Origin of the sequence: Streptomyces sp. NPDC059564, from assembly GCF_042735575.1 — a bacterium.
Lineage (GTDB): Bacteria > Actinomycetota > Actinomycetes > Streptomycetales > Streptomycetaceae > Streptomyces.
Window position 1 is genome coordinate 1 of the sequence record NZ_JBHWBP010000235.1, and the last position, 12,276, is coordinate 12,276.

Genomic DNA, 12,276 nt, shown 5'->3' on the forward strand with positions numbered 1-12,276 from the left:
GGGGAACGGCTCCGCGCGGCGGCACCACCCGCACCACCCGAACTACGCAGAAGGCGGCACCACATGGGTATGACGACTCCCCAAGTCGTCGTCCACCGGGACAAGGACCTGATGGCCCAGGCCACCGCGGCCCGGCTCATCACGAAGATCGTGGACGCACAGGCCGCCCGCGGCAGCGCCTCCGTCGTCCTGACCGGCGGCCGCAACGGCAACGGCCTCCTCGCGGCCCTCGCCACCGCCCCCGCCCGGGACGCCGTCGACTGGTCCCGCATCGACCTCTGGTGGGGCGACGAGCGGTACCTCCCCGCCGACGACCCCGAGCGCAACCACGTCCAGGCCCGCGAGGCCCTCCTGGACTCCGTCCCCGTCGACTCCGCGCGCGTGCACGTCATGCCCGCCTCCGACGGCCCGTACGGCGTGGACGTGGACGCCGCCGCGGCCGCCTACGCCGCCGAACTGGCCCGGGCCGCCGGCCCGGAGGACCACGGCCCGGTCCCCACCTTCGACGTGCTCATGCTGGGCGTGGGCCCCGACACGCACGTGGCGTCCCTGTTCCCGGAGCACCCGGCGGCCCGCGAGACCGAGCGCACCGTCGTCGGCGTGCACGGCGCTCCGAAGCCCCCGCCGACCCGGATCTCCCTGACCCTCCCGGCGATCCGCGCGGCCCGCGAGGTGTGGCTGCTCGCGGCGGGCGAGGACAAGGCCTCCGCGGTGGCCGTCGCACTCGGCGGCGCGGGCGGCGTGCAGGCCCCGGCGGCGCAGGCCACCGGCCGCGCCCGCACCCTGTGGCTGCTGGACCGCGCGGCCGCGGCCAAGCTCCCGGCCGGCCTGTACGCGCCGACCTCGTAACCGGGCCGCATGCGCGAGAGCGCCCCGCACCAACCGGTGCGGGGCGCTCTGCCGTTCACGGCGCGAAGGCGGCTCAGCGGCCGCGCAGCTCCCGGTACGTGGCCACGAGCGCCCGCGTCGAGGGGTCGAGGTTCTCCACGGCCGCGCCCTCGGTCAGGGCGGGCTCCAGCCGCTTGGCGAGGACCTTGCCGAGCTCGACGCCCCACTGGTCGAAGGAGTCGATGTTCCACACGGCGCCCTGGACGAACACCTTGTGCTCGTAGAGGGCGATGAGCTGTCCCAGCACCGACGGGGTCAGTTCGGCGGCGAGGATCGTCGTGGTCGGGTGGTTGCCGTGGAAGGTCTTGTGCGGGACGAGTTCCTCGGCGACGCCCTCCGCCCGGACCTCGTCGGCCGTCTTCCCGAAGGCCAGGGCCTGGGTCTGGGCGAAGAAGTTGGCCATCAGCAGGTCGTGCTGGGGCACCAGCCCCGGCAGCAGGTCGTCGACGGGGCGGGCGAAGCCGATGAAGTCCGCCGGGATCACCTTGGTGCCCTGGTGGATCAGCTGGTAGTACGCGTGCTGCCCGTTGGTGCCGGGCGTGCCCCACACCACCGGCCCGGTCTGCCAGTCCACCGGATTGCCGTCCCGGTCCACGGACTTGCCGTTGGACTCCATGTCCAGCTGCTGCAAGTAGGCCGTGAAGCGGGAGAGGTAGTGGCTGTACGGGAGCACGGCGTGCGACTGGGCGTCGAAGAAGGCCCCGTACCAGATGCCCAACAGGCCCAGCAGCAGCGGCGCGTTCTCCTCCGGCGGCGCCGTGCGGAAGTGCTCGTCCATCGCGTGGAAGCCGCTCAGCATCTCGCGGAAGGCGTCCGGGCCGATGGCGATCATCAGCGAGAGCCCGATGGCCGAGTCGAAGGAGTAGCGGCCGCCGACCCAGTCCCAGAACCCGAACATGTTGGCCGTGTCGATGCCGAACGCGGCCACCTTCTCCTCGTTGGTGGACAGCGCCACGAAGTGCCGGGCGACGGCCTCTTCGCCGGCCCTCAGCTCCGTGAGCAGCCAATTGCGCGCCGAGGTGGCGTTGGTGATGGTCTCGATGGTGGTGAAGGTCTTGGAGGCGATGATGAACAGCGTCTCGGCCGGGTCCAGGTCGCGCACGGCCTCGTGCAGGTCGGCGCCGTCGACGTTGGAGACGAAACGTACCGTCAGTTCGCGGTCGCTGAAGGCGCGCAGGGCGTCGTACGCCATGGCCGGGCCCAGGTCGGAGCCGCCGATGCCGATGTTGACGACGTTCTTGATGCGCTTGCCGGTGTGGCCCTTCCAGTCCCCCGACCGGACCCGGTCGCTGAAGTCGCTCATCTTGCGCAGGACCTCGTGCACGGCGGGGACGACGTTCTCGCCGTCCACCTCGACGACCGCGTTCGCCGGCGCGCGCAGCGCGGTGTGCAGGACCGCCCGGTCCTCGGTGATGTTGATCTTCTCGCCGCGGAACATGGCGTCCCGCAGCGCGGCCACGCCCGTCGCCGCGGCCAGTTCGCGCAGCAGCGCGAGCGTCTCGTCGGTCACGAGGTGCTTCGCGTAGTCGATGTGCAGGTCCCCGACCCGCAGGGTGTACCCGGTGCCGCGGTCCGGGTCGGCCTCGAACAGCTCCCGCAGATGCGTCTGGCCCAGCTCCTCGCGGTGCTTGCCGAGCGCGTTCCACTCCGGCGTCCGGTTGAGCCTCGTACGTCCCTCCCGTCGCCCGCCACCACCCTCGTTTGACGCGCTTCGCGCGGCGGCCTGATCTGCGTTCATCTCGGACATCAACCCACTTCTTCCGTCCTGTTGTGCCCCGCCGCCTCCAAACCTAAGGGATCCGAGGGGGAACAACGGACAAAAAGGGGCCCGGCCCGCGGGATTCGCTCTCCCACGGGCCGGGCCCCGAGTCACTCTTGAGGGTGGCCCCGGCGTTGCCGAGCCTCAGATCTCGCCGCGGAGCTTGGCGAGTGCCTCGGCGAGGATCGCCTCGCCGTCGGCGTCGGTGCGGCGCTCCCTCACGTAGGCGAGGTGCGTCTTGTAGGGCTCGGTGCGCGGCGGCGCGGGCGGGTTGTCCCGGTCCTGGCCGGCCGGGAACCCGCAGCGCGGGCAGTCCCAGGTGTCCGGCACCACTGCGTCGCTGGCGAAGCTCGGCTGCGTCTCGTGCCCGTTCGAGCACCAGAAGGAGATGCGCAGGCGGGGCGCGGATTCACCGCGCTCGGCCTCGCCCATCGGCCCGGCTCCGACCCGACTTCCACGAATCGCGTTGCCACTTGCCACGGTCGTAACTCCCTGCGTGATGGTGCCGCGGAGCGTGAGGGGGTGTCCGCTGCGGGCGCCCCAGTCTACGGAAGGCCCAACGCGCGTCCAGCAACCGGAGTTACTCGCTCCAGGCGTGGACGCCGGACCTCATGATAGGCAGGGCGCAGCCGACGGGACCGGCACAATGGCCAGAACGGTCAGCCGCTCGACTTCGTGAGCAGGCCGAGCGCCACGATGCAGGCGAACCACAGGAGCCCGATCACGACGGTGATGCGGTCGAGGTTGCGCTCAGCCACGGAGGAGCCGCCGACCGAGGACTGCATGCCGCCGCCGAACATGTCGGACAGGCCGCCGCCCTTGCCCTTGTGCATCAGCACGAGCAGCATCAGCAGGGCGCTGAAGACGACCAGGGCGATCGAGAACCCCATAATCACGGCTGATTCCTACTTTCTGGGCATTCTGGGCTTTCAGGGTTTTCCCCGGTGCTGCGACGCCGGTGCTGCGAAGCGCGCGGGGGCCAGTGGCTGCCGATCGCAGCCCCCTGGCCCCCGCAAGGGTACGACGGATCCGCCCTACCGCATACTCACTGGTCGCGTCACTGGTCGCGGAAGCGGACGATCTTGACGAACTCGTCCACGTCCAGCGCCGCGCCGCCGATCAGGGCGCCGTCGACGTCGGGCTGGGCCATGATCGCGGCGATGTTGCCGGACTTCACGGAGCCGCCGTACTGGATGCGGACCTTGTCGGCCAGCTCCTGGGAGTACAGCTCGGCGAGGCGGCCGCGGATCGCACCGCAGACCTCCTGGGCGTCCTCGGGGGTGGCGACCTCGCCGGTCCCGATCGCCCAGACGGGCTCGTACGCGATCACGATGGACTCGACCTGCTCGGCCGGGACGTCCTTCAGGCCGCCGTCGACCTGGCTCAGCGTGTGCGGGACCTGCTGGCCGGCCTTGCGGACGTCCAGGCCCTCGCCGACGCACAGGATCGGGGTGATCCCGTGCTTGTAGGCGGCCTTGACCTTGGCGTTGCAGATCTCGTCGCTCTCGCCGTGGTACTGGCGGCGCTCGCTGTGGCCGACGGCCACGAAGGCGCAGCCGAGCTTCGACAGCATCGGGCCGGAGATCTCGCCGGTGTACGCGCCGGAGTCGTGCGCCGAGATGTCCTGGGCGCCGTACTTGATCTTCAGCTTGTCGGCGTCGACCAGGGTCTGGACCGAACGCAGGTCGACGAAGGGCGGGAGCACCGCCACGTCGACGGCGTCGTAGTCCTTGTCGGCGAGCGAGAAGGCGATCTTCTGGGTGTGGGCGATGGCCTCGAGGTGGTTGAGGTTCATCTTCCAGTTGCCCGCCATCAGCGGGGTGCGGCCGTTGGCAGCAGCAGTCATAGGGGTTCAGCCCTCCAGGGCGGCGAGGCCGGGGAGCGTCTTGCCCTCGAGGTATTCGAGGCTGGCGCCACCACCGGTGGAAATGTGACCGAAGGCGTTCTCGTCGAAGCCCAGGATGCGGACCGCGGCAGCGCTGTCGCCGCCGCCGACGACGGTGAACGCGTCGCTGTCGACGAGGGCCTGCGCGATGGCCTTGGTGCCGTTCGCGTAGTCGGGGTGCTCGAAGACGCCGACCGGGCCGTTCCAGAAGACGGTCTCGGCGTCTGCGATCTTCGACGCGTAGAGCTCACGCGTCTTGGGGCCGATGTCCAGGCCCTCCTTGTCGGCGGGGATCGCGTCCGCGGCGACGAGCTCGGGGTTGGCCGGGGCCTTGGTCTTCAGGTCGGGGAAGTCCGCGGCGACGAGGACGTCGACCGGCAGGACCAGCTCGACGCCGGTCTTCTCGGCGCGCGCCATGTACTCCAGGACGACCGGGATCTGGTCCTCCTGCAGGAGGGAGATGCCGACCTCGTAGCCCTTGGCCTTGAGGAAGGTGTACGCCATGCCGCCGCCGATGAGGATGCGGTCGGCCTTGCCGAGGAGCTCGTCGATGACGGCGAGCTTGTCGGAGACCTTGGCGCCGCCGAGGACGACCACGTACGGGCGCTTCACCTCGGCGGTGAGCTTCTTCAGGACGCCGACCTCGGTGGCGATCAGGTAGCCGGCCGCGTGCGGGAGGCGCGCGGGCAGGTCGAAGACCGAGGCGTGCTTGCGGTGGACGGCGCCGAAGCCGTCGCCGACGTAGACGTCGGCGAGCTCGGCGAGCTGGTCCGCGAACGCGCCGCGCTCGGCGTCGTCCTTCGCGGTCTCACCGGCGTTGAAGCGCAGGTTCTCGATGACGGCGACCTGTCCGTCGGCGAGGGCGGCGACGGTCTCCTTGGCGGAGGCGCCGACGGTGTCGGTGGCGAACGCCACGTCCGCGCCCAGCAGCTCGCCGAGCCGCGCGGCGGCCGGGGCGAGGGAGAACGCCGGGTCCGGGGCGCCCTTGGGGCGGCCCAGGTGCGAGGCCACGATCACGCGGGCGCCGGCTTCGGCGAGCTTCGCGATGGTGGGCTGGACGGCGCGGATGCGCCCGTCGTCGGTGATCCGGCCCCCGTCCAGCGGCACGTTGAGGTCGGCGCGGACGAATACCCGCTTGCCCCGGACGCCTTCGGCGAGAAGTTCGTCGATCGTCTTCATGTGTTTCTACTCCTTTGAGCGCTTCACCCGCAGGGCGAGGAGGGAGGGCGAGGCAAGCGACAGGGCCCGTGCGGCGCATCGTCGCGCTGCCGGACCCTGTTGCTCACATGATGGTGCCTTGCCCTACGTTTTTAGAGCTGACCGCCAACGAAGACGGTGAGGTCGACGAGACGGTTGGAGTAGCCCCACTCGTTGTCGTACCAGCCGATGACCTTGACGCTCTTGCCCTGGACCATGGTCAGGGAGGAGTCGAAGGTGCAGGACGCCGGCCAGTTCACGATGTCGGAAGAGACGATCGCGTCCTCGGTGTAGTCGAGGATGCCCTTCAGCTGACCCTCGGCGGCCTTCTGGAAAGCGGTGTTGACCTCGTCCTTGGTCACCTCGCGCTCCAGCTCGATGACCAGGTCGGTCACGGAGCCGGTGGGGACCGGGACGCGCATCGCGATGCCGTCGAGCTTGCCCGCCAGCTCCGGGATCACCAGCGCGGTGGCCTTGGCGGCACCGGTGGTGGTCGGGATGATGTTCTCGGCGGCGGCACGGGCGCGGCGCAGGTCCGAGTGCGGGAAGTCCAGGATGCGCTGGTCGTTCGTGTACGCGTGGACCGTGGTCATCATGCCCTTGACGATGCCGAAGTTCTCCAGGAGAACCTTGGCCATCGGCGCCACGCAGTTGGTGGTGCAGGAGGCGTTGGAGATGACGTGGTGGTTGGCCGCGTCGTACTTGTCCTGGTTGACGCCCATCACGATGGTGATGTCCTCGTCCTTGGCCGGAGCCGAGATGAGGACCTTCTTCGCGCCCGCGGCGATGTGCTTGGCGGCGTCGGCCTTCTTCGTGAAGATGCCGGTCGACTCGATGACGATGTCGGCGCCCAGCTCACCCCAGGGGAGGTTCGCGGGGTCGCGCTCGGCGAAGGTCTTGAAGGTGTTGCCGCCCACCGTGATGGTGTCGGCGGTGTGGGAGACCTCGGCCTTGAGGCGGCCCAGGATGGTGTCGTACTTGAGCAGGTGCACCAGGGTGGCGTTGTCAGTCAGGTCGTTGACACCGACGATCTCGATGTCCGCTCCCTGCTCCAGGAGCGCCCGGAAGTAGTTGCGGCCAATTCGGCCAAAACCATTGATGCCTACGCGGATCGTCACGAACCGATCTCCTCGTTGGTGCGCCGGCCTGTCCGCCGGCGAGCTGTATGGGATGTCCCCGACCGCTTACGACCCTACCTCTCCGTGAGCTTCCCGGTGACATCGACGGGGGCCGAACACGCCCCGAGGCCCTGTACCAGGCGCCCTGGCACGGGACCTCGGGGACCTTGGCCCCGGTCACTCAGGGTGATCGGGGGTGGGGGCCGCAGGTCAGCGGCTCAGGGATCGAAGCGCCTTACCGACGAGTACGGAGCGGTCCGCCGCTGCCGGCAGGTGCTCCAGCCCGAAGCCGAGCAGGACGGTGTTACGCGTAGTGACCGACGCGTAGGACTTGAACAGCTCGCCCGCTCTGGACCAATCGCCCGGAACATCGGGACTTCCGGCAGGTGCGGCCTGGGCGGTCCAGGCGCCGAGCGAGCTCTCGAAGCCCTCGACGGCCTGGTCGGCGCCGCCCACGGACACCCGCGCCTCGTCGGCGAAGACGCCGCGGCCGCCCGAACCCGGGTCGGTCACGTAGGAGAGCGAGACCTCGACGGTCTTGCCCGCGTAGGCGCTCAGGTCGAAGGAGACCTGCTTCCAGCCGCCGGACGAGCCGGTGAAGCTGTTCCAGTCACCGCTGGTGCCCTTCGGTGAGCAGCCGCCGCCGTCGAGGGTGAGGTAACGGCGCAGGAACGGGTGGTCGTTCATGAAGAACCCGGCCTCGCACTCCGCCGGGACTGTGGTGGAGCTCAGCCCGCCCGCGTCCGGAAGTGTGGTCCAGTCCTCTCCCCCGGCCGTACGGGCCTCCAGGACGGCGTGGTCGTAGCCCGGCTCGGTGTTCCAGTTGAGGGCCATCTTCAGCTGCGGCTTGTCGGCGGCGGCGACCCGGGTGAGGTCGACGGTGCGCGTGAGGCGCTTCCAGTCGTCGTCGTCATGGGTGGCCGCGGCCATCCCGGCGCCCGCGAAGGGGGCGTACGGGTTCACGACCCCGGCGTACTGTCCCGCCTGCGCGCTCTTGAACTGCGGGAACTGCGCCGCCGGCAGGGAGTCGGAGGTGACGGTGTAGGCCCCGGGGGCGTCGAGCGGGTTGCCCGCCGCCGCGCCGAGGGCGCCCTTGGCGCCGGTGAGGGTGCCGGCTCCGGTGAAGCCGGTGGGGCCGGGGACGCTCGCCCGCCCGTAGGCGCCGAGGTAGTACTGGCTGAAGTCGTCGGTCAGGGCGCGGCCGACCTTGGCCGTGCCGCCCGCCAGTTCACCGGCCTCGATGAGCTTGCCGCCCTCGTTGAGGAAGTCGCGCACGGCCAGCTGGGTGTCGCCGCCGGGGGCCTTGGCGCCGGTGTAGTGGACGGCGGTGCGGAAGTGCGAGAGCACCCCGAGGTGGTGCGGGGCGCCCTGGGTGGCCACGTCCCAGACGGCGGCCGACTTCCCGTTGGCGCGCAGCGCGTCCACGTAGGTCTGGGCGTTCTGGGCCTTCGCGCCCTCTTCCGCGATCACCAGCACGTCCGCGTGGGGGCGCTGCGCCACGGTGTATGTGAAGTGCTCGCTGGAGACCAGCTTGCCGGAGCGGTCGCGGCCGGTGAACCAGACCTCGACCTTGTCGCCGGGCTTGGCCCCGTCGACCTTGGCGCGGTACTCGTCGAACCAGTTGTTGTCCTCGCCGCCGTAGACGTCACCGCCCTTCCAGGCCTTGAGCTCGTCGTCGTGCGTGCGGCCGCCGTTGATCCGGAAGTTGAGCTCCTTGTCCTTCAGGGCCTTGCGGGCCGTGACGGCGACCGTCTGGTCCTCGCCGCGCTCCACGTAGGAGGTGGTGAAGGGGTCCGGGGTGAAGTCGGCGGCGCTCAGGCCGACCGGTGAGGAGGGCTGGTCCGGGTGCGCGGCGCTCTCGCCGACGGCCAGCGCGAAGGGGACGTTCTTCGCGAACTCCTGCTGGATGAGCTTCTCGTCGTCCGGGAAGTTGAACCCGGAGGCGCAGTCCTCGGGCTTCCACGCGTCGTTCGGGTCGATCGCGGAGGCCGTCTGGCAGGTGGTCATCTCCGGCGTGAACATCATGACGCCGTTGGCGTTGGCCGCGTGGCCGTCGGCCTCGCCGTTGGTCGTGTAGAGCTCGGAGGAGATCTGCGGGTAGTAGCCGGGGACGGCCGGGTTCCCGGGGGTGCCGGCGAGGGCCTTGTAGGCCACGTCGTCGGGGGTCGGGGTGGCGACCTGCCAGCCCACCCCGTAGAGCAGCAGCTCGGAGGCCGAGTGGTAGTTGATGGCGTACCGGAAGCCGATGCGCTTCTCGAAGGCGTCCAGGGCCCTGGTCTCGGGCTCGGAGGCCGCCTTGGGGCCGCGGTAGGTCTCGCTGGAGAGGTTCGGCGAGGAACCCTCGTTGTCGTAGCCCCACTTGTAGACGAAGTTGCGGTTGAGGTCGACGCCGTCGACGGCGGTGATCTTGCCGTCGCCGTTGTTGTCGTGGAGGTTCTTGCGCCAGAGCCGGGCGCTGTCGGCGGTGAAGGTGTAGTCGTAGCCGTCCGGGTTGGCGGAGAGCAGGAACCACAGCTCGGTGGAGTCCACGAGCTTGGTGATCCGCGGGTCCTTGCCGTAGCTGTCCAGGGTCTGGTGCATCAGCCGCCGGGTCATCTCGGGGGTGATCCACTCCCGGGCGTGCTGGTTGGACATGTAGAGCACGGAGGGCTTGTCGCCGTCCTTGGTCCCGCTCGCGTTCTTGGTGACCTTGAGGGCGAGGATGTCCTTGCCCTGGACGGTCTTGCCGATGGAGACGACCTTGGTGAGCCCCGGGTTCTGCTGGGCGGTCCGCAGGATCTCCTCCTGGAGGCCGCCCTTGCCGCTGTACGGGCGGAAGACCCCGTCCCCGGCGGCCTTGGCGCGGGCGAGCCCCTGGGCGGGAACCTTGCGCTCGGCGAGTTTGACGCCCTGCGCGGCGAGCCCCTCGGCCTGGTCCCCGGTGAGGAAGAGCTCGACCTTGGCGGTCCCGCTCTGCGGGGCGCGCTCGGCGAGCTCGTGGGCGTCCTGGCCGGCGGCGAGGACGAGCGGGACCTGTTCCTTCGTGATGTCGGCGTCGTAGACCCGCACCTCGTCGGCGGCGGACGCGGAGCCGGACGCGGGCTGGGCCTGGGCCGCCACGGGCAGCGCGGCGAGTGTGGTTCCGAAGACGAGTGCGCTTGCGGCGAGGATCGATCTCGCGCGGTGCCTCATGTGCCCCCCTGGGCGTCGTCTGCCACGAAAGCGTGCGGACGCCAGGCTCACGACCGGCCCATGCTCATGTCAATGGGGCGTACCGAGAAGGGGCCCGCACGAGTGAGCGTGCGGGCCCCTTACGGGCTACGTGTTCCGGACTGCGTACGGACGTGCGGTCAGCCGGCCATGTTGTCGGCCAGTTCCTCGCTGAGGTCCAGGTTGGACTCGGTGCCCGGGATGCCCAGGTCCTGGGCCCGCTTGTCGGCCATGGCCAGCAGGCGGCGGATCCGGCCCGCGACGGCGTCCTTGGTCAGCGGCGGGTCGGCCAGCGCGCCCAGCTCCTCCAGGGAGGCCTGCTTGTGCTCCATGCGCAGCCGGCCGGCCGCGGCGAGGTGCTCGGGTACCTCCTCGCCGAGGATCTCCAGCGCGCGCTGCACCCGGGCTCCGGCGGCCACCGCGGCCCGCGCCGAGCGGCGCAGGTTGGCGTCGTCGAAGTTGGCGAGACGGTTGGCGGTGGCGCGCACCTCGCGCCGCATCCGCCGCTCCTCCCAGGCGAGCACCTGCTCGTGGGCGCCGAGGCGGGTCAGCAGGGCGCCGATCGCGTCGCCGTCCCGTACGACGACCCGGTCCACGCCGCGCACCTCGCGCGCCTTGGCTGCGATGGAGAGCCGGCGGGCGGCACCCACCAGGGCCAGGGCGGCCTCGGGACCGGGGCAGGTGACCTCCAGGGAGGACGACCGGCCCGGCTCGGTGAGGGAGCCGTGGGCCAGGAAGGCACCGCGCCAGGCCGCCTCCGCGTCGCAGGTGGCCCCGGAGACCACCTGCGGGGGCAGACCCCGGATCGGACGGCCGCGGCCGTCCACGAGGCCCGTCTGGCGTGCCAGCTGGTCCCCGCCCGCGACGACCCGTACGACGAAGCGGCTGCCTCGGCGCAGCCCGCCCGGGGCCATCACGACCAGGTCCGAGGAGTGGCCGAAGATCTCCAGGATGTCCTTGCGCAGCCGGCGGGCCGCGATCCCCGTGTCCAGCTCCGCCTCGATGACGATGCGGCCGCTCACCAGGTGCAGCCCGCCCGCGAACCGAAGGATCGCCGAGACCTCCGCCTTCCTGCAGCAGGTCCGGGTGACGGGGAGGCGGGAAATCTCATCCTTCACCGCAGACGTCATCGCCATGGGCCGATCCTTCCATGCATCCGAAAAATACGGTCGTACGCGGCGGCCAGCAGCTCCGGATCGTGCTTCGGAGAGCCGTCCTGCCTGGCCACGGGGGCCAGCTCGACCGCGGCACCGAACCGTTTCGCGGCATCGGCGAGGGACTCGCGGTCGGGTACGGCGGCCTCGTCGGCCAGCACCACGTCCAGGGCGAGTTTAGGGGCGTGTCGGGCCAAAACCTCCAAATGACGCTGCGGAGAGAAGCCCTCTGTTTCACCGGGCTGCGGAGCGAGGTTCAGCGAGAGGACCCGCCGGGCCTTCGTCTCCATCAGCGCGTCGAGCAGTTCCGGCACCAGCAGGTGCGGGATCACGGAGGAGAACCAGGACCCCGGGCCGAGCACCACCCAGTCCGCGTCGAGCACGGCGGCGACGGCCTCCGGCACGGCCGGCGGGCCGGCGGGCACGACCTGTACGGAGAGCACCTCGCCCGGGGTCAGGGCCACGGTGGCCTGCCCCCGTACGGTGTCCACGTCGTCCGGGCGCGCCGGATCGTGCCCCTTGACCAGCGCCTGCAGCTCCAGCGGCACCGCCGACATCGGCAGCACCCGGCCCTGCGCGCCCAGCAGCTTCCCGACCAGGTCCAGGGCCTGGACGGGGTCGCCGAGCTGCTCCCACAGGGCGACGATCAGCAGGTTGCCGACGGCGTGCTCGTGCAGGTCGCCCGCCGACTGGAAGCGGTGCTGGATGACGCGGGCCCAGGTCTGGCCCCAGTCGTCGTCCCCGCACAGCGCGGCCAGCGCCTTGCGCAGGTCGCCGGGGGGCAGCACGCCGAGCTCCTCCCGGAGCCGGCCGCTGGAGCCGCCGTCGTCGGCGACGGTGACCACCGCGGTGAGCTCACCGGTGATCCGGCGCAGGGCGGCGAGGGAGGCCGACAGCCCCATGCCGCCGCCGAGGGCGACGACCTTGGGCGCGACGACCTTGGCCGCGGCCGCGCCGCGGCGGGTGGTGCGCACGGCCGCGCCGTCCTCGCCCCGGCCCGGGGGGGGGGGGGGCCCCCCGCGGCGCCGCCCCGGGCGCGGGGGGGTTAAAAAAAAGACGCGGCCCACGACCGAGGTGGGGGGGTTG

10 protein-coding genes are annotated in these 12,276 nt (G+C 71.0%); 1 reads left to right on the plus strand and 9 read right to left on the minus strand.

What is annotated here, in order from left to right; translation table 11 throughout:
* The first annotated feature begins 69 nt into the window (after positions 1–69).
* Entirely contained in the window at positions 70–849 is a 780-nt protein-coding gene (gene pgl, locus ACFV0Q_RS29315; RefSeq protein ID WP_385009378.1) for a 6-phosphogluconolactonase, read from the plus strand.
* A gap of 73 nt (positions 850–922) precedes the next feature.
* Here pgl and pgi read toward each other — a convergent pair whose 3' ends face one another.
* The 9 genes from pgi to yvcK form a co-directional block, all read right to left on the minus strand.
* Complete coding sequence (gene pgi / locus ACFV0Q_RS29320) at positions 923–2,626, minus strand: glucose-6-phosphate isomerase (protein WP_385009385.1); 1,704 nt, start codon at positions 2,624–2,626, stop codon at positions 923–925.
* 165 nt (positions 2,627–2,791) lie between these two features.
* Entirely contained in the window at positions 2,792–3,127 is a 336-nt protein-coding gene (locus ACFV0Q_RS29325; RefSeq protein WP_385009379.1) for an RNA polymerase-binding protein RbpA, read from the minus strand.
* A gap of 179 nt (positions 3,128–3,306) precedes the next feature.
* Positions 3,307–3,537, minus strand: coding sequence for a preprotein translocase subunit SecG (gene secG / locus ACFV0Q_RS29330; protein ID WP_385009386.1), 231 nt, complete (start codon positions 3,535–3,537; stop codon positions 3,307–3,309).
* A 167-nt stretch (positions 3,538–3,704) separates the two neighbouring features.
* On the minus strand, positions 3,705–4,493 hold the full coding sequence (tpiA, locus tag ACFV0Q_RS29335) for a triose-phosphate isomerase (protein ID WP_385009380.1): 789 nt from the start codon (positions 4,491–4,493) through the stop codon (positions 3,705–3,707).
* Between the two features lie 6 nt (positions 4,494–4,499).
* Positions 4,500–5,711, minus strand: a complete 1,212-nt coding sequence (locus ACFV0Q_RS29340) for a phosphoglycerate kinase (RefSeq protein ID WP_385009381.1) — start codon at positions 5,709–5,711, stop codon at positions 4,500–4,502.
* 131 nt (positions 5,712–5,842) lie between these two features.
* On the minus strand, positions 5,843–6,847 hold the full coding sequence (gene gap / locus ACFV0Q_RS29345) for a type I glyceraldehyde-3-phosphate dehydrogenase (protein ID WP_351816461.1): 1,005 nt from the start codon (positions 6,845–6,847) through the stop codon (positions 5,843–5,845).
* A gap of 210 nt (positions 6,848–7,057) precedes the next feature.
* Positions 7,058–10,018 (minus strand): M14 family zinc carboxypeptidase, encoded by a 2,961-nt coding sequence (locus ACFV0Q_RS29350; RefSeq protein ID WP_385009382.1) that lies wholly within the window; start codon positions 10,016–10,018, stop codon positions 7,058–7,060.
* A gap of 158 nt (positions 10,019–10,176) precedes the next feature.
* Complete coding sequence (whiA, locus tag ACFV0Q_RS29355; RefSeq protein ID WP_385009383.1) at positions 10,177–11,172, minus strand: DNA-binding protein WhiA; 996 nt, start codon at positions 11,170–11,172, stop codon at positions 10,177–10,179.
* Complete coding sequence (gene yvcK / locus ACFV0Q_RS29360) at positions 11,163–12,164, minus strand: uridine diphosphate-N-acetylglucosamine-binding protein YvcK (protein ID WP_385009384.1); 1,002 nt, start codon at positions 12,162–12,164, stop codon at positions 11,163–11,165. The genes whiA and yvcK overlap by 10 nt, the downstream gene beginning before the upstream one ends.
* Between the last annotated feature and the right edge of the window lie 112 nt (positions 12,165–12,276).

Bases quoted from the DNA above. Each gene is read 5' to 3' on its own strand.
- ACFV0Q_RS29340 (WP_385009381.1), bottom strand. From the start codon at position 5,711: ATGAAGACGATCGACGAACTTCTCGCCGAAGGCGTCCGGGGCAAGCGG.
- whiA (WP_385009383.1), bottom strand. From the start codon at position 11,172: ATGGCGATGACGTCTGCGGTGAAGGATGAGATTTCCCGCCTCCCCGTC.
- secG (WP_385009386.1), bottom strand. From the start codon at position 3,537: ATGGGGTTCTCGATCGCCCTGGTCGTCTTCAGCGCCCTGCTGATGCTG.
- ACFV0Q_RS29350 (WP_385009382.1), bottom strand. From the start codon at position 10,018: ATGAGGCACCGCGCGAGATCGATCCTCGCCGCAAGCGCACTCGTCTTC.
- pgl (WP_385009378.1), top strand. From the start codon at position 70: ATGACGACTCCCCAAGTCGTCGTCCACCGGGACAAGGACCTGATGGCC.
- tpiA (WP_385009380.1), bottom strand. From the start codon at position 4,493: ATGACTGCTGCTGCCAACGGCCGCACCCCGCTGATGGCGGGCAACTGG.
- pgi (WP_385009385.1), bottom strand. From the start codon at position 2,626: ATGAACGCAGATCAGGCCGCCGCGCGAAGCGCGTCAAACGAGGGTGGT.